A 22,456-nucleotide genomic window follows, 5' to 3' on the forward strand; every position below is an offset into this window, starting at 1 on the left:
TTCCCGTACCTGGTCCGATGACCGAGTTCGGCGGCACGCGCAGTGCCTGCGGAGATGGAGGGCCCGGTCATGCTCAGCCCCCGCGGCATCCTTCGGGAGATCCACCGAGACGACGAGGCATTCCGCCTGTTCTGCAGCATCGCGGCAAAAGGCGAGAGCCAGGGCGGGTGGGAGAACGGGCGCATCGCCGCCCTGGTCCCCGACCCGGAACTCGCGCCCAAGATCGCGCGGCACGGCGCCGACGAGGACAAGCACGGACGCATCTTCAACGCCATGCTGCACCGCCGCGGGCTCGAGCCGGTCGAGGTCCCGCCCGAGACGGACTACTGCATGCTGCTCGAACGCCAAGGCTTCGGCCTCGCCCACGACCGGCTGCGCCGCGGCGAGCCGCTGACCGAGGCCGACATCGTCGAATACCTGGTGCACAGCCGTGTCACCGAACAGCGCGCCGCCGAGGACATGCGGATGTTGCGCCGATACCTCGGCGACGAGCCCGACATCGGCACAGGCATTCGGATGATCTGCGACGACGAGGAGAACCACCTCGCGTACTGCCACGAGGAACTGCTGCGCCTGTCCGCGCGCGCCGGTGCGACGGACATCCGGCGCGCCCTGCGCAGGACCGCCCGCGCCGAAATCAAGGTGAACCGCGACGTGAGCCTCGCAGTGACGGCCCGCATGGGTCACCTGCTCGGCTGGTCGCGCGCTCGACGACTGGCCCTGAGGATCGGCATCCACGCGACGTACGCCTACGACCGACTGTGGGGCACACGCCGCATGGTCGACCTGCGCCCCCCGAAGCGCGTCAACGCCATGGGCCCGAGACCCACCGAACCCCGGACCGCATAGCACCCCCACCCTGCGGACGATCGTCGAGTCCACCGACGCCGACCAGCCGATTCGGCCGACCGCGTCGTCCCGAACCCGCACGTGCTCGAACAGCGCGGCCCACAGCCGAACAATCGGTCCGCGAGACCGAAGCACACGAGGTGGTGTCCGTCACCGGCCGCCCGGAGCGCTGCCGCCGCGACACCGTGGCTCGGCTGGGACGGCACGGCCCGCCCTCCGGTCGGCTGTCGATGCGCGCCGATCGGGGCCGTCGTGCGGCCCGCGTCGCGAAACCCGAAACTGCTGCGCAAACTCGCGCGGGGCCGGGGCGTGGCCATGGTCGTCGACGACGATGCCCAGGACCGCGACGCCTACGAGGCCGCGGGGTTCCACGCGGTTCGAGCCGACCGGATGCCCGCCTCGGCGATCCTGCGCCGAGTCGAGTACCACGAAGGTCGCACTTGATCGCCGACCCGGATGGATCGTTCTCGGGTGCGCGCACGAACTCCCTGTCGCAGTAAGGCTTTGTCGTTCGCCGCTGTCAGTGAGCGAGCCAGGCCGGAACGCCGCCGCAGTGCTGGTGTCGGTGTCGCTCTTCGCGGGCGTGGGCGTCGCGCTCGCGCCGTCCGCCTCCGCCGCGAGCCACCCGGCGTGCTACCGGGATTACCGGGATCGCACCGCCAAGATCACGAGCAACAACGTCAGCCTGCGCAAGGCAAAGGGCACCTGGAACCCGAGCCTGCGGGTGCTGCGGAAGGGCGCGAAGGTCACCGTCTACTGCCAGGGCGTGGTGTACCGGGACGGCAACGCCGAGGCCGGCGAGTGGTACTACGTCAAGCACCAGGCATCGGGCGTCAAGGGGGGTGCTGACCAAGTATGTTCGCTGATCGGCGGTCGCGAACGCGGCTTGGTTCAGGCCGTGACCACACGCCGAACGCCTTCCGGAGGCCGGCACTTGAACCCGCACGGCACTTCAACCCGCACGTCACTCGAACCCGCGCGACCTGGGACTGGTCGACCAGGACGTCACCCTGTTCACCACGGTGCCCTCCCCGTCCGGCGGCCGGGCGTCGTTTTCCTGCCGCGGATCCGCGTCGACGGCCGCCCCAGCCACGCGTCCGCGAGGCCGGCCGCCACCCGCAGCGAGTCCGCCGCCGTCCTGCGCGCAGCGGACACGGCTCGGGACCGCCGCATGGCGGCGATCATGGCCTGCTGCGTTCTGCGAGTCGGGCAGATGGTGTTGTTGATGTCGGAGAGCGCACGGCCATCCGATCCGGACGGACCCGGCGTCGCAACTGCGCTGTGACGAAGAGGTGTTCGCGTCGTCGGTGCCCGTGACGTCCTCCTCGTCGGTCCGGCGCGAGGGCGGCTCGCGAGGTCTTCTCGGTGAGGTCGGTAGCGGGCCTGTTCGCGTGGCTGTCGCCACGTGGGCGGTGGGTGCCAGGGGGCCGATGTCGCGGCGGTCTGCGGTTCGTGGGACTACAGGTGGTCCGGTGGCCAGGGGGTAGCCGTATTGTTCGGCGGCGTCCCGCGTATCGCCCCGGAGTCGGGCGATGGCGCGGGGGTCGCCTGCGGTCAGCCTTGCTGCGAGTTGCTGTGCCTGCTCGGAGGGATCGTCGGCGGCTGTTCCACCCCGTCCCCACGTGCCCCAATCCCCGGGCGGCTCCGAGGGTTTCGCCGACGACCCGCCTTTCCGAGACCGACGCCGAGGGCACGGCCGCTGCACCTGCCACTTTCCTCGCGCACTGGGCGCCGACCCTTCCACGAGTGCGGCGGCCGCCGCGACCCGTGGCCGTCCCGGATCGGGAAAGGTTCACCACCGCACCACCGCACCACCGCGCCGAACGGCAGCCTGGCGTTCGGCGCCTGAGGTCTTCCCTTGGTGATCATCTCCCGGGTGTGGCTGGGGCATCCAGGACCACCGGCCGTCCGCCGCGCGACTTCCGCGCCTTCGCGGGGCGGGAGATGCGGTAGCGGATGCGGCGGACGCGCGGGGGTGTCGGCCGGCTCACTACCGAACACGCGTGCCGCTCAGGGTCGTTCGCCGTGGGCTTCGCTCCGATACGGACGCCGCCCGGCAGTTCGAAAACCGGAGCAGCATGCCGGAAGCGTGCATGTGTGTGCGTGCGCCCCGGCAGCACAAGAGCCGCCCCTCGGTCGTCAGGTGCGCGCGGGCCACGTTGAGGCAGTGCCGATGGTCGGGGCCCTCGATCCGTGCCGTCGCCCCCGCGTCGATCAGCGGGATCCGCCCACGGTCGGTCGGGTCGTCCGGTGCGGATCCGGCCGGTCCCGGACGGTTCCGGGCGGTCCCGGGCGGTCCCGGACGTCACCGTGGCCGCTCGGCGCCCTGTGTCGAAGCACCACGTCGTCGGTTCACCCGGTGGTCGTCGTGGGCTCGGCGCCGAGCGCGAGGTCACGCACCACACCGACGCAGACGTCCGAACCCCCCGGACGGCTGATCTTCGTCCTGGGTTCGCGCGACCGGCGGTGGGCGTAAGGGGAACCGGAGAGGTATCCGAGTCCTCCCACGTGAGAACGATGCCGCTCGAGACCCCGCTTCCTACTCTCGTCGAACGGGGGGAGTGACGCGCCCGCACCCGGGGCGCGACGTCGCCGGGACGCGTCGCGTGTGGACGCCGTGTTCCCGGGGCGACGGCAGGACGGTCGTCGGCGTCTTCGGGCGCGCACGGTCCGGTCGCTTCCCCGCCTGCACGACCGACATCGATCGAGAGGCAGAGTCGTGACCCACCCTCCCCGGATCCCTTCCTCGGCGGAAGCCGCCGACAGCACCCGAAGCACACCCACCCGGCGTACCGTGCTGCGCGGTTCGCTGGCCGCCGCCGCGGTGGCGGGCACGGCCGGAACGGCGGTCGTCGGCATCGCGCCGGCCGCGCACGCGAGCGAGGCACCATCGGCCGAGGCGGACCCTGCGGGCGACACGTCCACGGCCCGGCACTGGCGCTCCAGGCTTGCCACGCTGGCCGCCCGACACGAGGTCCCCGGCGCCTCGTTGGGCATTCTGGCCGGCGACCGGGTCGTCAAGGTCGCCACCGGTCTGGCCAACGCCGACGACCGTATCGAGGCCACGCCCGACACGCTCTGGCAGATCGGCTCCATCACCAAGGTTTGGACCGCCACACTCGCCATGCGCCTGGTGGACGAGGGCGCCATCGACCTCGACACCCCGGTCGTACGCTACCTGCCCGAGCTGCGACTGCCCGACCCCGACCGGACCAGGCGCCTGACGCTGCGTCACCTGCTCGCGCACACCAGCGGGATCGATGGTGACGTGCTCCCCGACACCGGACGCGGCGACGACTGCCTGGAGCGGTTCACCGCCCTGCTCAAGGACGTTCCGGCGGTCCACCCGCTGGGCCGCGCGTACTCGTACTGCAACCTCGGCCTGATCCTCACCGGCCGGCTGATCGAACGCCGCATCGGCACGACCTGGGACACCGCGCTGCGCGAACGCGTGATCAGGCCGCTGGGCCTGACCCGCAGCCACACGCTGCCGGAGGACGTGCTCGCGCATCGCGCCGCCGCCGGTCACACCTCGGGACCGGACGGGCGGCCGCGCGTGGACCCCACGTGGATGCCCCGCTCCTCGGGCCCGGCCGGCATCGTGTGCTCCAGCGTCGGCGACGTGCTCACCTTCGTCCGCCTGCACCTGAGCGACGGCCTCGGGCCCGACGGCACCCGGCTGCTGTCGGCGCGCGCCGCCGAGGAGATGCGCTCGTTCCAGACGGCCACGCCCAACACCCCGGACAACGGCGAAACCCGCGGCCTGGGGTGGGCCCGTTGGGACTGGGACGGTCGGGCGGTGTACGGCCACGACGGCAGAACCCAGGGTCAGTCGTCCTACCTTCGTGTACTGCCCGACGCCCGTCTCGCGGTCGTTCTGCTCACCAACGGAGGCGACGCCCAGGCGCTCTACCACGACCTGTACCGGGAGATCTTCACCGACCTCGCCGGCGTCGCGCCCCGCCCGCCGCACACCCCCGACGGCACCAGGCCACCGCACGACGCGGGAGGCTATCTGGGCCGTTACCAACGCGTGGGGGTGCTCGAAGAGATCCTCGAACGCGGCGGTGCGCTGTTCCTGCGCCGGACCTTCACGGGAGGCACTCCCAGCGAGTTCGAGCTCCACCCCGCCGGTCGGGACCTCTACGTCCACCGCTTGCCCGGCGTTCGCGACTGGGAGCCGCTCAAGTGCTTCACCCTGGACGGCACGCGTTACGTGTGCCAGAGCGACCGGGTGCTGCCACAGACCTCCTGACGCCGCGCGTTCCGGATTCCGGACGACCGTTCGGGGCACGACACCGGTGGTGGTCGCGGGGACGCCGGCGGCGGTATCCGGAGCCCGCCGAGGAGCCGGTGGCGCACAGGGCGGCCGAGGTTTGATCTGTCGGCCACCTGCTCGGAGCGGTACTTGGTGCCGGCGGGGAGGGGAGGCGTCCCGGTAAGGGCCTTCGCGACAGGCACCGTCACAGTCTTGACCGGCCCCGGCCCCGGCCCGGCGACGGCCCCAGCCCCGGCCCCAGTCCGGCGACGGCCACCGGCTCCCGAGGCGATCAGGAGACAGACGACCGTGCCCGGCATTACGGGGACCGCAGCCCCGTCCCACCTCCCGACCGACACCGAGGAGGACATCCTGCTTGGAGTGGACACCCACAAAGATGTCCACGCTGCCGCAGTGAGTGGTCACGGTGCCGGGTGCCGACCCGGACGGCCGCAGCATCCCGGCGACGGCCGAGGGGCACCGCCAACTCCTTTCCTGGGCAAGGTCGTTCCCAGCGCTTCGCAGATCCGGAGTGGAGTGCACCGGCTCCTACGGAGCCGCCCTGGCCCCGCCATCTGCGCGCCGAAGGCGTCGAGGTGATCGAGGTCAACCAGCCGGAAAAGGCCGCGCGCCGCCGCCACGGCAAGTCCGACGCCGTCGGGGAGATGTGGATCAGTTCGGACGCCGCCGCCGGCGCGTACCGGCGGCGCCCGGAACAAACCGCTGCCGGTATGCGGGCGGCCGGGTGCACACCGGAGATCGAGATCGAGACCCAGGCCGACTCGATAAGGACGGCTGTCTCCATCCGACCGACACAAGCAAGGCGTCGTCACGGGCGGCCCGGGTGGGGGCGCCCGGGCCTCGAATTGCCCGGTGCGTCGGGCGGGTTCGAGACGTGCCGACCTCGTCGTCGGTGGTGGCGTGGGCGGGCGAGGTTCGGATGCGAAGGTCACGGTGTGCGTTCTCCCTGCGTGTGGGAACCAGGGCCGTAGCGCGCCCGTGCCGCGCGTCTCGGCCGTGGGAAGAGGGCGCGTACGCGTATCGACAACCGCTCCATCGCGGGGGCTCGCCGTTGCGACCAACGCCGATCGCCGGTGAGCCCCGTTCGTCTGCCGGGGGTTCGGCGGGCCGACCGTACCGCCCCTTAGGATCGACGGGAGGCGGAACAACGAGGGGTGGAAGGTGTGATGACTGGTCGGGTCGCCGCGGTGAGTCGCAACGAGGTCTACTCGTTCGGCAAGCCCAACCGTGATTCCATCACGCTGCTGACGGGGCTCGGAGTGGAGGGAGACGTCCACGCGGGTGAGACGATCCGCCACCAGTTCCGCATGACCTACGAGCCCGACTTGCCGAACCTGCGCCAGGTCCACCTGATCCACGAGGAACTCTTCGAGGAACTCGCGCTCAAGGACTTCGAGGTCTGCGCGGGTCAACTCGGCGAGAACATCACCACGCGCGGGGTGGACCTGCTGGGCCTGCCCACCGGCGCTCTGCTGCACCTCGGAGAGCACGCGGTGCTCGAGGTCACGGGACTGCGCAACCCGTGCGCGAAGATCAACGACTTCCGCAAGGGCCTGCTCGGTGAGGTCTTCACCATCGACCCGGTGTCCGGCGAGTTCACCTTCAAGTGCGGCGTCATGGCCGTGGTCCGCCGTGGAGGGGCCGTCCACCCCGACGACCCCATCCGGATCGAACTCCCGCCCCTTCCCCACCACCCGCTGGAACGGGTCTGACCACCGGGTGCCTGTTTCGACGCGTCCGTGCCACCGAGGGCATGGACACTCGCGTGCGGTGACGAGGCAACCGCTGGACGCGCTCGAACCTCGTCCCGGTGCCGTGCGTTCGGGACACTGGACCCGCACGGTTTCCGCGACTTCGACGACGTCGACAACCGTCCCGACTACACCGCCATTGCCCGGTACCACGTCACGATCCCGATGGCGAAGGCGTCGTGGACATGTCGTGCGGGTGATCTCGGGCGGCAGCGGCAGTGGCAGCGGCCGCGACGGCGATGCGGACCACTCTCGACGATGTCACTCTCGATAATGAGTTGTCCCGGCAGCCGCAGCGCCCCCAAGATCAGCCCATGACTACGACTGTCGCCCTTCTGCCGCTGCCCTCCACCGTTCGATCGGTGCGAGTCCAGCAGCAGCCCGGCCGACTGCGAAGGCCGACGCTTCCGCACTCGTGATCGCCGCCCTGGTCGCGGGGCTCCTCGCCGGCTACGGCATCGCCGTGCCCGTGGGAGCTGTGGCGACATATCTGGTGGCTCTGACGGCCCGGACGTCTTTGAAGGTCGGCATTTGTGCCGCGCTGGGCGTGGCAACCGCCGACGGTCTCTATGCGCTGATCGCCGCGCTCGGAGGCTCCGCGCTCGTCCCCGTGATCGAACCGGTCATGGTTCCCCTGCGGTGGGTCTCGGCCTCGGTGCTCATCGCACTGGCGGCCTGGAGTGGCGTCACGGCGATCAACCAATACCTCACTCGAGGGGCGACACCCCGGACCGGCGAGGTTGTCCTCAGCCCCGTACGCGCCTATCTGGGGCTGCTGGGGATCACAGTGATGAACCCCATGACCGTGATCTACTTCGCGGCACTCGTGCTCGGCAGCCAGGGCACGGCGGCTCCGGACGGCTTGGAACAGGCTGTGTTCGTGCTCGCGGCCTTCGCGGCTTCCGCCAGCTGGCAGCTACTTCTCGCCGGCGGGGGAGCACTGCTCGGCCGAACGTTGACCGGCAGTCGGGGCCGACTCGTCACCGCCATGGCTTCCAGCGTCCTGATCGCCGCACTCGCTGCGCACCTGCTCATCTCGGCGCCCTGACCGGGTCTCGTTGTGTGTCAAGGCCGAGGAAATCGATCACCGGGCGGAGGACGGTGTGTGGCGCGCGCCCGAACCGAAGGGCCCGCGCGTCCTCAACAGGCATCACCCCCCCGCCCGGTGCGTGGACTTCGGCAACCTGGTTTGCACCTTGACCAACAAGAGCGACCACGTGCGCACGTGCGCCCTCGACGGGGCGACGTGGCTGCCGTCCACGATCGACACGGGCAGCGATACCCGCCTGGCCCCCGTCGTGATGTCCCTTCCCGACGGCCGATGGGTGGTGTGCATCGGTCAAAACGGGTGCGTGTATCACTCGTTCCGCGAAGCCGCCGGCCGGCGTTCATGGGCCCAGGGCAACATCGGGTGGGTGGTGGGCCGCCCCGCGATCATGGCCTTCCACGGCGGCCGACTGTGGCGGCCTGTGGGATTGGGCAAGGTGTAGCTCAGCAATTCGACCGACGCCCTCCAGCGGACGAATCTGGGTACCCACCCCACCTGGGAGACCACCCACGGCCCGACCCTGGTCGAACACCGGGGCCGCCTGTGGCTTTTCCGCCGCAACACCGACGGCACCCTGTGCGCCGGCATCCTCGACGGCGACGCCTGGGACGACATCCAGATCACCGCGCAGGTTGCGGCCCGGCCACTGGACGAATCCACCGCCGTCTCCCACGACGGCAACCTGTACGTGATGTACCGACGCCCGCCCCTCCGCGCCGTCGACGGCGCGGACCCGTGACGCCGACCGCGCCCTTCTGACGACCCCCGCCCATGCCGCCGCGCTGGGTTGGGACAGGGCCGGTGCGGATGCCCACGGGATCGCCGACGGCCGCAAGAAGCTCGGCGACCTCATCTCGCCTCGCCGTCCGAGGCCGGCCCAGAGCCTGCGCCGACACAGCGCCCACGTCGCCGCACTGGTCCCCGCGACCGCGACCGGCGCGCCGGTCCCGGCCGCCGGCTTCACCCCGAACGGCCCCTCCACCGCCCCACCGGTGCCTCCGACCGGGCCATCGCCCGCCGTTCCGGCCGGCTACGCCGCCGTGCCGTCGACCGGGCGGCCTTTCGTCCCAGTCGAAGTCCCGGTCGAGCCCGTCGCCGTTCCTCCTCCCGCCGCTGCTGCGGTCGCTCCCACCACCACGCCCCCCACAGCAGCCGCAACCGCCGCAGGCGTCGGCCACCGGCGCCGCGCCGCCGCTGGCGCCTACGGCCGAAGTCGCCTCCGCCGCTGTTTCGTTCCGCCGGCGGTCACGATCCCGGCCTCGGAAACCTCGGTGGTGCCCGGCCCGGCCGCACCCGCGACCCCACCCACCGCGGGGACGCCGGCCGCGCCCACCGCCGCGACCGCCACTGCACCGGCCGCGCCCGACGTCGTCGCCGCGCCTGCCGCCGTCGGCGTCGTCACCAAGTCAGGCTTGTTGCACCAGGATCGTGGGTACGTGGGTGTGTGCCGCTTGGGTGGAGTTCCTGTGCGGCTCGACGGGTCCGTGGCGTTCTGCGTCGGGTGACAACCACCGTGCTTCGGCACATCCGGTTTCGCGTGTCGGTGGGTGGTGGGGTGTTCTCCGCCAGGCGGAGGGGTTGATCGCGGTGACGTTTTCCCGAACGTGCGGTGACATGAAGCCGTATCGGTCGGTGACGGATTTCCCGCACCTCACACCTGTTGCCCGTCGGGCATGACGGCTCCCGTCTCCGCGACAAGTTGTGACAGTTGGTCGCGGATCCGGTCCAGCAGGCCACTCAGGGCCGAGTACGGAACCGACCAGTACACGGCGGTGACGGTGAAACCGCTACCCGGTGGCCTCAATGGCCGCACCTTCTTGGTGAGCAGCAGGGCGATCTCCTCCGCGCGTGGGTGAGACACGGCGATGAAGTGGTCGAAGCGCGTACGGGCGGCGATCAGACGCTCGATCTCATCGACCCCGTGTCGCAACGGGACCCGTTCCGGCACCCAGGCGCGAGACGCTTCGGGCAACCCGTAGTCGTCGACGCGCTCCCCCCTGGTCTTCCAGCCGCTCCCCTCGGCGTCGACCTCGAGCCCTTTGGGTGGCGTCTCGACGAGGCGGTAGGCGGGCAGTTCGTCCAGGGCCGCGTCCTCGTATCCCCGCAACTCGCGCCGGGCCCACGTCCGCAACGGCGCGAAGTCCGCGTCGTTCCCCAGGGTGACGTACCGACGAAGCAGGGACGCGAGCGAAGGAGACTCGCCCGGGACTTTGTGTGTCGGTACGGTCGGGTCTTGCCGGTTCATCTTCATGTGGAGACATTCTCCGTCCTCATGGTGACACTCGCGGGCGCCGGGGTGGCGCCGGCATCGGCGGGAGGTGGCGGCGGTCGCCGTGGCGGCGGGGCGGATCGAGGACCCATCGCATCACCCGGGTCGGCACTGTCGCGATCATCACCTGCCAGGTGACACCCGCCGCCTTCCTGGTCACCGTCGTCGGACTCGTCGTTCGCCGAGCCGATCAGACCCTCCCAGACCACGACCCGATCCACCCGGTGGTGAACCTGCTGGCGCCGCGACAATCGAAGGACGCCGTCCGGTGCGCGATGCTGCTCCTGGACTTCCTGGACATCGCCCCCCTGTTGGAGCGACTCGTCCTACCGACCCTCCAGCCGCCGCCGGGCGGCACCTGGCTCGCGAGCGCGACGGCATCGAATACCACCCTCGTGCAGACACCGCCGAACTTCGTCACCTCGCCCGAACGACGCGAGCTGCTCCACCGGTTGGAGGCCCTGGCACGGACCGCCAAAGGACCGTGGCGCCGGGCCCTGCGTACCGGAGACGCGACCGCGGACCACGAACTCGCCCGCGTCGCGTTCGGCATCGCCGCCCGCGTGCGGGCGTGGAAGAGCGTCGCGGCCGTCGGAGGCAGTGCCCTCGACGACATGCGCCGGGCGTTCGCCCTGGGCATCGTCAACGCGGCCGAGGGCGCGTCGAGCGGCGACGGCCGATACGCCTGAGCGGCGCCGTCGTTAGTGGGCGGTCGAGACTGGTAGGCGCCGGTCATCGAGTGGTTGGTGTTCTTTCGACTCGACTCGCGGTAGACCCCCCGTCTCGGGCCAACGACCGCGCCGCCCTGCGGTTTCTCGCTCGAGGACCAGGAGCACGACGAACCGCACGGCGGCGGTGGGGAGCGGTGCCCGTTGGGTGTGCGGTCGGCGCACCCCTGCGACGGGCCGACCGACGACACGGGCGAACTGCTGCTGGGGTGGGTGGCCGCGTGCGGCGGGGCCGAGGACTCCGCACTCGGGTGCGCGGTGCACCTGGGGGAGGTGCTGGTGGTGTGGGATCCGGGGGAATGGCACGGCATCGGATCGCACGGCAGCAGCGACGACACGGCCACCGTGGCGCGGGCGGCCGAGGGGGTCGCGGCCGAGGTTGCCGAGGGCCGGTGGATCGTGGGCACCGACCCGGAGGACGGGGTACCGAAGCCGGCCGGCCCGAACGAGCTGGCGAGAGCGGTACGCGCGGCGAGCGGGGAAACCGCCCGCTGATCCGCCGCGTCCGGTGCGGTACGGGTCGTACCGGCCATCGGTGCCCGACCGACCGGGCGGGGCGCCACCGGCCGCGGGCGGTGTTCGAGCGGGACGACCCACGGCCGAGGGGTGCCCCAGGGAAGAAGTCCGCGTCCGATCCCAGGCGGCCGGTGGCTTCGACCAGGGGAAACGGTCCCGTCCTGCCGGATGCGTAGGCAACACGAAACGCAACACGGTGGGCAACAGGAATCGCAACACGGTAGGCAATACGAAAGGCAACACGGTAGGCAACCCACGCCATCACAGGCGCGGTTCCCACCGCTCCCCGCCGAGGGCTTCCTCCACCAAGCGGACCGCGTGCTCGGTCGCGGCGGCGCGCGATCCCTCGTGCTCGTAGACGCGCAGCATCGCGTCGACCTCGGCGGCCGGGAGCGTCGGGCCGATCTCGGCCCGCGCGGTGCCGTACCCGTGCCGCGCCGCGGCGAGCGCGGCCGACACGTGCTGTCGTGCCATCCGGGCCAGGATCAACGGGTGCTTCCGCAACACGTCGTGGGTGCGGTAGCCGGGCGGGCACAGGTCGAACAGCCACGCCACGGCCGTCTCCTCCCACCCCGGCACGCCGGGCGGGCGGACACCCCGGGGCCACCCCGGCGGCGCGATTCCGTCCCGACCCCGGGGCTTGGGCCCGGCCGCCTCGGCCAGCACGCGCGCGAACCGGCTCGGCGGCTCCCATGCGGCGGGCGTGGTCGCGGTGGATCTACGGCACCTCGGTGAGCCCACGCTCGGGCAGGCGCACCCATACCTGGCGGCCGTCGTGGGGATTGTGGTGGATCTCCCACTTCCCCAACAGGTTGCAGTCGTAGGTGCGGTGGTCGATACGGATCCCGCGTTCGCCGGCGGCCGGCCATCGCACCGGCAGCAGTTCGAGGTAGTCGTTGCCGGCCGGCGGTACCGACACGTATCCGGCCACCACGACCAGCGCGGCCCACATCCGGTTCGGCATCAAACGATTCCGACCCGACGACCCGGGCGTACGCGACGCGATCGGGCGAGCCGGGGCCGAACTCCTCACCGAACTCGACCGCTTCGCCAGCGCACCCCTGTTGCTCGACGGTTGATCCGATTGTGCGCGGTCGCTTCCGACTTCGAACACGTCTACCACTTCGGAGAGTGCGACTGCGGCGACCTCCCGGACCGGGCCGGCGCCCACACGACTCTCTCCTCCCTTCCGGCCGACGTCCCGCACGAAACCGTCGAGGACATCACCACGCAACTGCGCCTGGCCGAACCGCGCGAGGCGCTGGGATGGCTGGTCGGCCGAGAGATGGAGTGCGAAGTGGTGTTCGCCGGGAGCGCGCACGTCGGCGTGTTCGACCTCGTCGACGTACGCGGCCCAGTCCCGGCCGCAGATCGCGAGGGGGTTCGGGTGTCCAGCCCGGTGCGGGGAATTCGAATCATTGGAGATTTCAGGATCTATATCGGGATATGAAAGAAATATTTGCCTGATACGAATGAGAAAAACTCTCTGAAATGCATGTTTAATGGGCTGACGGTCTGGTCAAACGTGTCCTTCCTCCCGGAAATTCCCGAGAATCCATGGTGTACCCCAGGAGCCTCCAACGACATCATTGGTTGGCAAGACGGAAATCTTCACATCGAGAGGAAGACCGCATGAAGATATTCGGTGGGCTCGCATCGTTGGCGCTTGCGCTCACGATGTTTCTGGCCCCGGCTTCTCCCGCACAGGCATCCGAGTCCTCGGCTCGCTTCACCGTCGCCTCCACCACGACCACCAACTCCGCAGCCACTCCGTCAACCCTGAGCGCCTGTATCTGGTCCGGCGGCGCGGGTGGACCTACGGACGCCACATATGTATGTGGGACCAATAAGCTCGAAATCGAATGGGACAACGATCATCGTCTCGAGCGATTCGTGGTCGGAACAGACGGGAGGGTGTGGCACGCGTACCAGTTCAGCGCGGGCGGTTCCTGGTCCGTCTGGGGGACGCTTGGCTCGAGCCATGACGTCAAGAACGGGGTCTGGGGTCTGCTGAACGGGGCCATTCAGGTAGTCGGTGGAGACAACCAGTACTGGTGCACGTACCTCACCAGCTCCGGCTGGACCGCTTGGGGCGCCTGTTAGGACTCGTCCATCAGGCGGCCCGGCGGCCTGGGTGACTGCGACGTCTCCACTGCGATGGAGACGTCGCACAGCACGATGAGGGTGACGGTTGAGTCGTCCCCGTTGATCAGGGCGATGTCGGAAGGGTGATCGAGGACCCGGGCGGCGTGCGTGGCCACTGCGGCACCCCGGGCGGGACCGGGAGCGGAACGACCGGCACGGTGCTGCGGCGGGTGATCCGCACGTTCCCGCCGGTGTCGGAGACCTGCGCTGCACCACCGCCGATCGTGCTCCCCGCGACCGACTGCCCAACCGACCCGGAGCGTTCGCGACGCACACCGACCACCGACACCGCCAGTCCGACCAACGCCACGAACAGCCCGAGCACGCTGGCCCACTTGTCCGCCTCATACCAGCCCGACCACGGCGAGATACGCCGCCAGCCCGACCAGCGCCGTACCCGCCACCACACCGCCGATTCACGCCTGTGTCTTCGCCGTCATTCCCCCATCGTCCGACCGCGGCTCCCGCCGCGGAGCGCACTCGGGCCGACGGTGACCCGCCCGTGACACCGACCGCCCCGCGACACCCGCCGTGCCCATGTCGAAGCGGGCGACGGCTTCCCCGAACCGGCCTCGCGCACCCGTCGTCGTCACCGGCACCGGGTTCGTGCGGTGGCTCGTCCATCACCGACGTGCCGGACGGCCGCCGCCGCAGCGGCGGCCGCCACGCGGGGAACGGTCGCGGCCCCGACCACGCACGCGTGGTCGGGTGAGCCTGGGGGGTGGTTGGTTGGTGTGTGGGTGGTGGTGTGGGTTGGGGTGTTGCAGGTTGGATGAGAATGTTTTGTGGCCGTCCGGGTGAGGGCCGTGAGGGGTTTGGCCTGGGGGTGTCGTAGTTGTGGTGAGAACACGCGGGTGTGTTGCACATACCTTCTCCGTCTAAAGGCCCGGATCGTGTTTGTGCTGGTCACAGGGTTTCGCGTGGTCGCGGATAGGTGGATGTGTCTATCGCCCGGGTGCGCGGGGCCCGGTGGCGGTGGGGTGGTGTCGGGTTTCGGCGGTGTGGTCGAGACGGATCCGGTCGAGGCTGGTTTTGGTGATGCGTTCGGTGCCGTCGTCGATGGCGGTGATGGCTGCTTGGCGGATGAGGCGGGAGGGGGCTGCCGATCCGGCCGGCGGTGCGTTGGTGGAGATAGGGCGCGAGGCGGGGGAGTGTCCAGGGCCACAAAGGCGACAAGGCCCGCTGTCACCACCGACCGGCTCGGCCATCCGGTGGGCGAGCCCACGAGCGGGGCGGACCATCGGGCGAATGCCGCAACAGCCGGCCGTTTCCGGCGCTTCCCGATCTTGGGCGTTGGACAACATCGAGGTACGCGGCGTCGCCAGGAGGCCGCACCAGCCGCGTCGCGACCGCTTCGGGGGCCGGCCGGTCGCGACGTGGTTCGCCTTCCAGCTCGTGCGCGGCAAAGCCGGCGGCGGCCGGATCGATCGTTCGCGGGTGTCAGGCGCTCTGGTTCATGACGATGCCGAAGCTCTCCCGCGTGCCGACCTGTGTGTCCGGTTCCGCGCCGGTGCCGGGCGGGGTGAAGAGGGGGACCGGCTCCCACGCGTCGTCGTCGATCAGCGTCGCGGGGTCGAAACGGGGGTGGCGTTGGCCGCAGGTGGGCATGAACATCACCCCGCCGTCGAAGGACCCCGACGCGGCCCCGTCGTCGGCGACGACGAGTCGGAGCAGGCCGCCCTGATGGAAGGGGACGATGCGGGGAGCGACGATCACGCCTCCGGGCGCGCTCTGTTCGACCCACGCGTGCGGCACGCGACCCACGGCGGCGGTGGCCATCACCCGCTCGAACGGCGCGTGTTCGCGGTGGCCGAGTTCGCCGTCCCCGCTCACCACGTCCACCCGCCGGCCGGCCGCCTTCAGCTCCTCGCGGGCCCGGGCGGCGAGCCCGGGGTCGATCTCGACCGTGCACCCGGTCGGGCCCGGCGCGTTCGCACAGCAGCGCGGCGTTCCAGCCGGTCCCGGCGCCGATCTCCAGGACCCGGTCGCCCGGTTGCACGTCCAGCGCGCGGAGCATGAACAACACCGCGGAGGGCGCGCTGATCGAACTCGACGCCTCGCGGCCGCTGCCCGGGAGAGCGGGGCGGCCGTCGTCGACCTGGACGACCAGCGGGGCATGCGGCGCGTACACCGCCTCGGCCCACCGTTTCGGCTCCGTGGACCGCTCCAGCGCGCGGTACCGCAGACGATCACGGTCGCGCCTACGGGTCGCGCGAGGTGGGTGGTGGGCCCGGGGCGTCCATGGGTGTCGGGGCTCAGTCGGTGTCGATGCCGCGCGCGGCGAAGACGTTCGCCGCGTCCGGCACCGCCAGGACGCCGTCCTCCACGAAGGTGACCGCCCGCAGGTTGGGCAGCAGGACGAGGTCGTCGAGCGAGCGGACGTCGAACAGGTCGTCCTCGCCGTCCCAGGCGGGGGCACAGTGCCGGAAGACCTCCGCCCCGGCGTCGAAGCACAGCTCCTCGACGCGGGCGAGCAACTCGGCCGGGATCTCCAGGGCCTCGAAATGAGCCCGGGACTCCGGCAGTACCTCCTCGTGAAGGCCGTTCCTCAGAACGTAGGACGCGGCGTCGCGGATCCCGCGCTCGGCCAGCCGCCCGGGCAGGTCGTAGACCGGGAGGAGCGGCTTACGGCTGTACATGAGCTCATCGATGACGAGCAGCTTGAAGTTGAAATCGCGGAACTGGCTCATAGGACTTGAGTACCACGGAGGTACGACACGGGCCTTCGCCCGGTCTCCGGCCGATCGGAAGCAGGCGGCGGACCGGGCCGTCCCCGGCCCCGCACCCGGCGGCCCACCCGAGCGTGTGCGGCGCCATTGCACACCCTCGGCGAGCAGGAACCTGCGGACCCGACTTCGACCCACCACGATGCCCAGTTTCCCGGCCTCGGCTGCCGGGGCGTCACGGCACGGGCGGCAGCTCGACCCGCACGATCAGGCCGCCGCCCGGGCGGGGTTCGGCATCGACCGAACCACCGTGCGCGACGCAGATGGAGCGGACGATGGACAGGCCCAGGCCGGCTCCCTTCGCGGTGACCAGGCGAGCGGGGCCCGCGCGGCGAAAGGGTTCGAACAGCGTAGGGATCACGTCGGCACTCAACTCCGGTCCGGTGTTGCCCACTTCGAGAAGCGCGACACCGTCCGCGCCGGTACCGGTGCGCACGTGGAGCCGGCCGGCGTGCACCGTGTTGTGGCGAATGGCGTTCTCCACGAGATTGCGCACCAGTTGCTCCAGGAGCAGCGCGTCACCGCTGGTCGGCGCCTCGTGGTACTCCTCGATCATCTCGACGCCGGCCCGCCGCGCCTCCGGTTCGCTTTGCGCGCTCACGTGTGTGGCGATGTCCGCGAGATCGACCAACGCCCGCTCGGTGATCGCGTTGTCCGACCCGGCCAATGCCAGCAGGCCCGCGATCAACCGCTCGTGGCGCGCGTTGATCTCCAACAGCCTGGTGCCGAGCGTGCGCAGGTCGGGCGAGGCGGTGCGGCGATGCATCGCCACCTCCACCAGCGCGCGGCCCAGGGTCAGCGGTGTACGCAACTCGTGTGAGGCGTTCGCCACGAAGCGGCGTTGGCCGTCGAACGAGCGGTCCAATCGTTCGACCATCGTGTCGAAGGTGTCGGCGAGATCCTTGACCTCGTCGTCCGGACCGCGGAGCGCGATGCGTTCGTGCAGGAGGGGAACGGCGGACGGGGCGCCCGCGATGCGGCGCGCGGTGTCGGTGACCCGACGCAGCGGAGCCAGGACCCGTCCGGCGATCACCGCGCCCAGGCCGGTCGCCGTGCCGCCGACCGCGAGCAGCGCGATGCCGCCCTGAGTGATCAGCGAATGGGAGGCGGCCTTGCGCAACTCGCGGCGCTGGTCCTCGAACCACCGCTCGGCGTCGGCAGCCGGCGTCATGGGCCCCGCTGCCGAAAGGGTGCGGGCCGAGTCCGGCGGGAGGACCGTCTCGCCCTTGCCCGGCACGGAGAGCAGCACCTGCGAACCCTCCGGCCCGACCTTGGCGATCACCTTCGTGCCCCGCCGGTCGAGCTGCTGGGTGAACAGGGTGTACGTGACGGTCAGCAGCAGTACGCCGGCCACCAGGAACATCACGCCGTAGATCACCGTGAGCCGGGTGCGCAGCCCCATCCGGCGCGGAAGGACCGCGAAGCGCCCCGGCTCCCTGCGCCGTTCTGGGCGCAGCCTGCCGCGGCGGGCGGTGCGGGCCCCGCCATCGGTCGGCCGCGATGTCCGGCGCCGGTGAGCGAGTCGGGGTCTCATCGGATCAGATACCCCACGCCGGTGACGGTCTCGATCACCGGCGGATCGCCCAGTTTGCGACGCAGCTTGAGCACCACCAGCCGCACCGCCCCGGTGAACGGGTCGGTGTGCTCGTCCCACGCCTTCTCCAGCAGTTCCTCCGCGGAGACCGGCGCGCCGTCGGCACGCAGGAGTTCGACCAGGACGGCGAACTCCTTGCGGGAGAGCGGCACATAGCGTCCATTGCGGTACACCTCGCGTCGGGCCGCGTCCAACGTGATGTCGGCGCGGCGCAGCACCGGTGGCATCGCCGCTCGGGAGCGTCGTCCCAGCGCCAGGACCCGCGCGGCAAGTTCGGCGAACGCGAAGGGCTTGGTCAGGTAGTCGTCGGCGCCCAGGCCCAGCCCGGCGACGCGGTCGGCGATCCCGGCGGCGGCCGTGAGCATCAGCACGCGCACCGGCGAGTCGGAGGCCACCACGGTGCGGCACACGTCGTCGCCCTGTACGGCGGGCAGGTCCCGGTCCAGGACCACCACGTCGTAGTCGTTGACGCCCAGGCATTCCAGTGCCCGCCCGCCGTCGTAGGCCACGTCCACCGCGTGTGCCTCCTCGCGTAACCACTCCGTGATCGCGTCGGCGAGCATCGGCTCGTCCTCGACCACCAGTACCCGCATGTGTGTCGTCCTTCCCGAACCGGCCCGCCGCGGGGTTCATGCTCGTGGACGGGCTGTTTCCGCAGCGTAAGGAGCGCCGCCGCCCGTCGGCGCCCGGGCGCGGAAACGGTACGGAAACGCGTTGTCGCGTTGCATCGTCCTCCGTCGGACCGGAAGGGATCCGGTCCGCCGATGGGAGGGATCCGATGCGAACACAGCTGCTCACCGGCGGTAGGACCCGCTCGTTGTGGCCTGCCGCGGCTCTCGCGCTCGCCTTCGCCGTGACGGGCTGCGGATCCGACGACGGGGACGAGGACCGCGGCGTGGCCTCGGCCGCGGACAAGGACGCCCCGCAGGCCGCCGCATCCGCCGCGCCGAGCCTGAGCCGCGACGAGATGGGCGTGAAGTACGCCGAGTGCATGCGCAAGAACGGAGTCTCGATGGAGGACCCGTTGCCCGGCCAGGGCGTGATCATGAAGCTGGACGGCAGCGTGCCGAAGGAGACGGTGACCAAGGCCGAGGAGACCTGCCGCACCCTCGCACCGCAGGGCCAGGCGGGCCCTGGCGGGGACGCCAAGTCGGAGGAGAACGGCCGCAAGTTCGCCGCGTGCATGCGCGAGAACGGCGTCCAGGACTTCCCCGACCCGGAACCCGGCCAACGCGGTGTGCGGATGGAACGCGGCACGCAGGAGGATCCGGAGTTCGAGGCCGCGATCGAGAAGTGCCGGCCGCTGATGGGCGGCGGGGCGAAGTGACGGCCGAAGCCCCGGAGGAGACCGTCGGACAACCGGTGACGGACCGGGCGCCGCGCACACCCGGCCGGCGGCGCGGGCGACGGGGGCGACGCATTGCCGCCGCTGTCGTCCTGGTGACCGGGGTGGGTGCGGCCGGGGCGGCCGTGCTCGCGCTCGGCGGGGGCGGCACCGGCGGGGGCGAGACGACCGGCACGCTGCCGCCGAACACGGCGACGGTGAGCCGGCAGACCCTGCACGACACCCGGGAGGAGAACGGCGAGCTGGGCTACGGCCCGACCCGGACGCTGGTCAATCGGTTGTCCGGGACGTTCACCCGGTTGCCCGAGGCGGGCGCCGAGGTCGAACGCGGAGAGGCGCTGTACGACGTGGACGCGAAGCCGGTGACGCTGATGTACGGCTCGACTCCCGCCTACCGCGAGTTGCGGCCGGATGTCGAGGGAGTGGATGTGCGCGAGTTCGAGGAGAACCTGAAGGCGCTGGGCTATCGCGGCTTCACGGTGGACGACGAGTACACCGAGGCGACGGCGGACGCCGTCCGCGAGTGGCAGGAGGATCTGGGGTTGACGGAGACCGGCCGGGTCGAGTTGGGCCGAGTGGTGTTGACACCGACGGCGATTCGAGTGGACGCCGTGCAGGCCGAGGTCGGCACGCCGGCTCAGCCCGGCGGCAAGGTGGCCACGCACACCGGCACGACTCGAGCGGTCACGGTCGAACTCGGCGCGGTGGACCGCCGGTTGGCCGTGCGGGATGCCCCCGTGACGATCACCCTGCCGGACGACACCTCGGTGGCGGGCACGATCCGCGAGGTCACCACGGTGATTCGACCCGGTGAGGGGCAGGGCGCCGAGCCGCGGACCGTGATCGAGGTCGTGGTCGGTTTCGCGGACCACGAGGTCCCCGCGGCGGTCGAGGCGTACACCTCGGCAGCGGTGTCGGTGACCCTGACCGCGGCCACCCGCGCCGACGTGCTCACCGTGCCCGTCGCCGCGCTGGTGGCACTGGCCGAGGGCGGCTTCGGTGTCGAGGTGGTCCAGGGCACGACGTCGCGATACGTCCCGGTGCACACCGGGCTGTTCGCGGCGGGCCGCGTCGAGGTGACCGGCGACGGGATCGCGGCGGGTACCACCGTCGGGATGCCGAAGTGATCTCGTTGACGAACGTGTCTCGCGTGTACGCGGGCGGCGTGGTGGCGCTCGACGGGGTGGACCTGGAGATCGACGCGGGCGAACTGTTGGCCATCGTCGGACCGTCCGGTTCGGGCAAGTCGACCGTGCTCAACGTGCTGGGCACCCTCGATCGGCCGACCTCGGGTACCGTGCGCCTGGCCGGGTACGACGTGGGGCGCCTGTCGGACGCACGACTGTCCGCGCTGCGGGCGAACCGAATCGGCTTCGTCTTCCAACACTTCCACCTCGCGGCGGGCACCTCGGCGTTGCGCAACGTCGCGGACGGACTGCTGTACAGCGGACACCGCGCCACGGAACGCCGCCGGCGGGCCGCCGCGGCGCTGGAGCGGGTCGGTCTGGGCCATCGAATGGACCACGAGCCGCACGAGTTGTCCGGCGGCGAGCGCCAACGGGTGGCCATCGCGCGCGCGGTGGCGGGCGATCCGCCGCTGTTGCTCGCGGACGAGCCCACCGGAGCCCTGGACACGGTCGCGGGCACGGGGGTGATGAGCCTGCTGCGCGAACTGCACGCGAGCGGTACGACGGTGGTGGTCATCACGCACGACCGCGACATCGCGGCCGGCCTGCCCCGCCGGGTGCGCATGCGCGACGGCCGGGTGGAGGCGGACTCCGCCCGGCGTGGACCCGTCGCGGCGGAGGCGGGCTGATGGCGACCACGAGCCTGCGGCCCGCGCGGTTGGGTCCGCGCGACGTGCTCGGGGTCGGCGCGGTGGGGCTGCGGACCCGACCGATGCGCGCCTTCCTGTCCGCACTGGGCATCGCGATCGGCATCGCGGCGATGGTCGCCGTCGTGGGGATCTCCTCGTCCTCGCGGGCCGACCTGGACCGTACGCTCGCCGCCCTGGGCACCAACCTGCTCACCGTCGGGCCCGGCACCACGATGACCGGCGACCGGGCCCGGATGCCGGTCGAGGCCGAGGCGATGGTGGCGAGAATCGCGCCGGTGGAAACGGTGTCCTCGGTCGGCCGGATCGCCGACGCCAAGGTGTACCGCACCGATCGCATCCCGGCCGCCGAGACCAACGGCATCGGGGCGTACGCCGCGCGGCCCGACCTGCTCGCGGCGATCGGAGCCGAGGTGCGCAGCGGCACCTGGCTCAACGCCGCCACCGGGCAGCACCCGGCGACGGTCCTGGGCGCGGCCGCGGCCGAACGTCTGGGCGTGGGCCACGCGAGCCCGGACACCCGGGTGTTGCTCGGTGGCCAATGGTTCACCGTGGTCGGCATCCTCGAGCCGATCGCCCTCGCCCCCGAACTGGACTCCGCCGCGCTGGTGGGTTCGTCGGTGGCCGAGGCACGGTTGGCCTACGACGGCCATCCCACCGAGATCTACGCCCGCGTACGGGAATCGGCGATCGAGCAGGTGCGTACGGTGCTCGGTGCCACCGCCAATCCGAAGGCGCCCAACGAAGTCGAGGTCTCGCGACCCTCGGACGCGTTGGCCGCCAAGCAGGCGGCAGGCGAGGCGCTGACCGGACTGCTGCTCGGGCTGGGCGCGGTGGCCCTGCTCGTCGGCGGCGTGGGGGTGGCCAACACCATGGTCATCTCGGTGCTGGAGCGGCGCGCCGAGATCGGGCTGCGCCGCGCGTTGGGCGCCACTCGGGGGCAGATCCGCACCCAGTTCCTGGCCGAATCGTTGTTGTTGTCCGCGCTGGGCGGGGCAGGCGGCGCGCTGTCGGGCGCCGCGGTCACCGCCGGCTACGCCCGATACCAGACCTGGCCCGTGGTCGTGCCGCTCTGGGCGCTCGCCGGCGGGTTGGGGGCCACGTTGGTGATCGGCGCGCTCGCCGGGCTGTATCCGGCGGTGCGGGCATCGCGACTGGCGCCCACGGAGGCCCTTGCCACCGCCTGACCCGTCGCTCGTCGGGGGCCGTCTCTTTCGAAAGGCGGCCCCCGACACCGTCCCCTCCGCGGCGGAAACGCCGACGAAACGCCTCCTGGTGTTGATTGTCCGCAGCCGCATCGGTCGTGGTGACAGCCGCGGCACGGCGGAAGAGCCGCACCGTCACGGCGACGGCAGCGGCACCGGCGGCGATA

General features: G+C 71.2%; 23 protein-coding genes and 1 pseudogene. 15 read left to right on the top strand and 9 right to left on the bottom strand.

The genetic code is table 11. From position 1 onward, the window contains the following. Positions 1–69 precede the first annotated feature (69 nt). The 7 genes from ACZOOI_RS43770 to ACZOOI_RS43800 all read left to right on the top strand — a co-directional run bounded on the left by ACZOOI_RS43770 (position 70) and on the right by ACZOOI_RS43800 (position 8,369). Positions 70–849, top strand: a complete 780-nt coding sequence (locus ACZOOI_RS43770; protein ID WP_465282387.1) for a ferritin-like domain-containing protein — start codon at positions 70–72, stop codon at positions 847–849. A 252-nt stretch (positions 850–1,101) separates the two neighbouring features. Further along, on the top strand, positions 1,102–1,293 hold the full coding sequence (locus tag ACZOOI_RS43775; protein WP_465282388.1) for a hypothetical protein: 192 nt from the start codon (positions 1,102–1,104) through the stop codon (positions 1,291–1,293). Positions 1,294–1,402: 109 nt separating this feature from the next. Then, positions 1,403–2,134, top strand: a complete 732-nt coding sequence (locus tag ACZOOI_RS43780) for an SH3 domain-containing protein (RefSeq protein WP_465282389.1) — start codon at positions 1,403–1,405, stop codon at positions 2,132–2,134. 1,434 nt (positions 2,135–3,568) lie between these two features. Beyond that, entirely contained in the window at positions 3,569–5,104 is a 1,536-nt protein-coding gene (locus ACZOOI_RS43785) for a serine hydrolase domain-containing protein (RefSeq protein WP_465282390.1), read from the top strand. Between the two features lie 1,190 nt (positions 5,105–6,294). Further along, a complete protein-coding gene (locus ACZOOI_RS43790) occupies positions 6,295–6,840 on the top strand; it encodes an MOSC domain-containing protein (protein ID WP_465282391.1) in 546 nt (181 codons plus the stop codon). Between the two features lie 454 nt (positions 6,841–7,294). Beyond that, positions 7,295–7,927, top strand: coding sequence for a LysE family transporter (locus ACZOOI_RS43795; protein ID WP_465282392.1), 633 nt, complete (start codon positions 7,295–7,297; stop codon positions 7,925–7,927). A gap of 148 nt (positions 7,928–8,075) precedes the next feature. Next, positions 8,076–8,369 (top strand): hypothetical protein, encoded by a 294-nt coding sequence (locus tag ACZOOI_RS43800; protein ID WP_465282393.1) that lies wholly within the window; start codon positions 8,076–8,078, stop codon positions 8,367–8,369. A gap of 1,209 nt (positions 8,370–9,578) precedes the next feature. Here the strand turns inward: ACZOOI_RS43800 and ACZOOI_RS43805 are convergent. After that, positions 9,579–10,178, bottom strand: coding sequence for an AbiTii domain-containing protein (locus ACZOOI_RS43805; protein WP_465282394.1), 600 nt, complete (start codon positions 10,176–10,178; stop codon positions 9,579–9,581). 152 nt (positions 10,179–10,330) lie between these two features. Between ACZOOI_RS43805 and ACZOOI_RS43810 the strand changes: the two genes are divergently transcribed. Together ACZOOI_RS43810 and ACZOOI_RS43815 are read left to right on the top strand one after the other, a co-directional pair. Continuing rightward, positions 10,331–10,885: a hypothetical protein gene (locus ACZOOI_RS43810; RefSeq protein WP_465282395.1), complete on the top strand. Its 555-nt coding sequence runs from the start codon at positions 10,331–10,333 to the stop codon at positions 10,883–10,885. Between the two features lie 183 nt (positions 10,886–11,068). After that, the gene (locus tag ACZOOI_RS43815; protein ID WP_465282396.1) at positions 11,069–11,419 is read left to right on the top strand and encodes a hypothetical protein; all 351 of its coding nucleotides are present in this window, start codon (positions 11,069–11,071) and stop codon (positions 11,417–11,419) included. 282 nt (positions 11,420–11,701) lie between these two features. Here ACZOOI_RS43815 and ACZOOI_RS43820 read toward each other — a convergent pair whose 3' ends face one another. Beyond that, entirely contained in the window at positions 11,702–11,995 is a 294-nt protein-coding gene (locus ACZOOI_RS43820; RefSeq protein ID WP_465282397.1) for a hypothetical protein, read from the bottom strand. Positions 11,996–12,158: 163 nt separating this feature from the next. Next, entirely contained in the window at positions 12,159–12,404 is a 246-nt protein-coding gene (locus ACZOOI_RS43825) for a hypothetical protein (protein WP_465282398.1), read from the bottom strand. A gap of 120 nt (positions 12,405–12,524) precedes the next feature. Here ACZOOI_RS43825 and ACZOOI_RS43830 point away from each other — a divergent pair, with 120 nt between their 5' ends. Both ACZOOI_RS43830 and ACZOOI_RS43835 read left to right on the top strand, forming a co-directional pair. Continuing rightward, complete coding sequence (locus ACZOOI_RS43830) at positions 12,525–12,890, top strand: hypothetical protein (protein WP_465282399.1); 366 nt, start codon at positions 12,525–12,527, stop codon at positions 12,888–12,890. Between the two features lie 227 nt (positions 12,891–13,117). Further along, positions 13,118–13,543: a DUF8189 domain-containing protein gene (locus ACZOOI_RS43835; RefSeq protein WP_465284168.1), complete on the top strand. Its 426-nt coding sequence runs from the start codon at positions 13,118–13,120 to the stop codon at positions 13,541–13,543. On the opposite strand, the gene ACZOOI_RS43840 is transcribed toward ACZOOI_RS43835, so the two are convergent. From ACZOOI_RS43840 to ACZOOI_RS43865, 6 genes and pseudogenes are all read right to left on the bottom strand, one after another. Continuing rightward, positions 13,540–13,701 carry a hypothetical protein gene (locus tag ACZOOI_RS43840; protein WP_465282400.1) on the bottom strand — a complete coding sequence of 54 codons (162 nt, stop codon included), beginning with the start codon at positions 13,699–13,701 and terminating at the stop codon, positions 13,540–13,542. The genes ACZOOI_RS43835 and ACZOOI_RS43840 overlap by 4 nt on opposite strands. 1,324 nt (positions 13,702–15,025) lie before the next feature. Further along, complete coding sequence (locus ACZOOI_RS43845; RefSeq protein WP_465284169.1) at positions 15,026–15,484, bottom strand: protein-L-isoaspartate O-methyltransferase family protein; 459 nt, start codon at positions 15,482–15,484, stop codon at positions 15,026–15,028. A gap of 43 nt (positions 15,485–15,527) precedes the next feature. Further along, positions 15,528–15,716 (bottom strand): annotated as a pseudogene (locus ACZOOI_RS43850) (methyltransferase domain-containing protein); the annotation flags it as partial. A gap of 124 nt (positions 15,717–15,840) precedes the next feature. Next, the gene (locus ACZOOI_RS43855) at positions 15,841–16,275 is read right to left on the bottom strand and encodes a DUF6892 domain-containing protein (protein WP_465282401.1); all 435 of its coding nucleotides are present in this window, start codon (positions 16,273–16,275) and stop codon (positions 15,841–15,843) included. Positions 16,276–16,486: 211 nt separating this feature from the next. After that, positions 16,487–17,713, bottom strand: coding sequence for a sensor histidine kinase (locus ACZOOI_RS43860; RefSeq protein WP_465282402.1), 1,227 nt, complete (start codon positions 17,711–17,713; stop codon positions 16,487–16,489). 128 nt (positions 17,714–17,841) lie between these two features. Continuing rightward, positions 17,842–18,498: a response regulator transcription factor gene (locus ACZOOI_RS43865; RefSeq protein WP_465282403.1), complete on the bottom strand. Its 657-nt coding sequence runs from the start codon at positions 18,496–18,498 to the stop codon at positions 17,842–17,844. Positions 18,499–18,683: 185 nt separating this feature from the next. On the opposite strand from ACZOOI_RS43865, the gene ACZOOI_RS43870 reads away from it, so the two are divergent. The 4 genes from ACZOOI_RS43870 to ACZOOI_RS43885 all read left to right on the top strand — a co-directional run bounded on the left by ACZOOI_RS43870 (position 18,684) and on the right by ACZOOI_RS43885 (position 22,271). Next, complete coding sequence (locus tag ACZOOI_RS43870; RefSeq protein WP_465282404.1) at positions 18,684–19,232, top strand: hypothetical protein; 549 nt, start codon at positions 18,684–18,686, stop codon at positions 19,230–19,232. Between the two features lie 113 nt (positions 19,233–19,345). Next, positions 19,346–20,377, top strand: coding sequence for a peptidoglycan-binding protein (locus ACZOOI_RS43875; RefSeq protein WP_465282405.1), 1,032 nt, complete (start codon positions 19,346–19,348; stop codon positions 20,375–20,377). Continuing rightward, positions 20,374–21,066 (top strand): ABC transporter ATP-binding protein, encoded by a 693-nt coding sequence (locus tag ACZOOI_RS43880; protein WP_465282406.1) that lies wholly within the window; start codon positions 20,374–20,376, stop codon positions 21,064–21,066. Before ACZOOI_RS43875 ends, ACZOOI_RS43880 begins: the two co-directional genes overlap by 4 nt. Continuing rightward, the gene (locus ACZOOI_RS43885; RefSeq protein ID WP_465282407.1) at positions 21,066–22,271 is read left to right on the top strand and encodes an ABC transporter permease; all 1,206 of its coding nucleotides are present in this window, start codon (positions 21,066–21,068) and stop codon (positions 22,269–22,271) included. Before ACZOOI_RS43880 ends, ACZOOI_RS43885 begins: the two co-directional genes overlap by 1 nt. Positions 22,272–22,456 lie beyond the last annotated feature (185 nt).

This window comes from Embleya sp. L77, assembly GCF_055557415.1.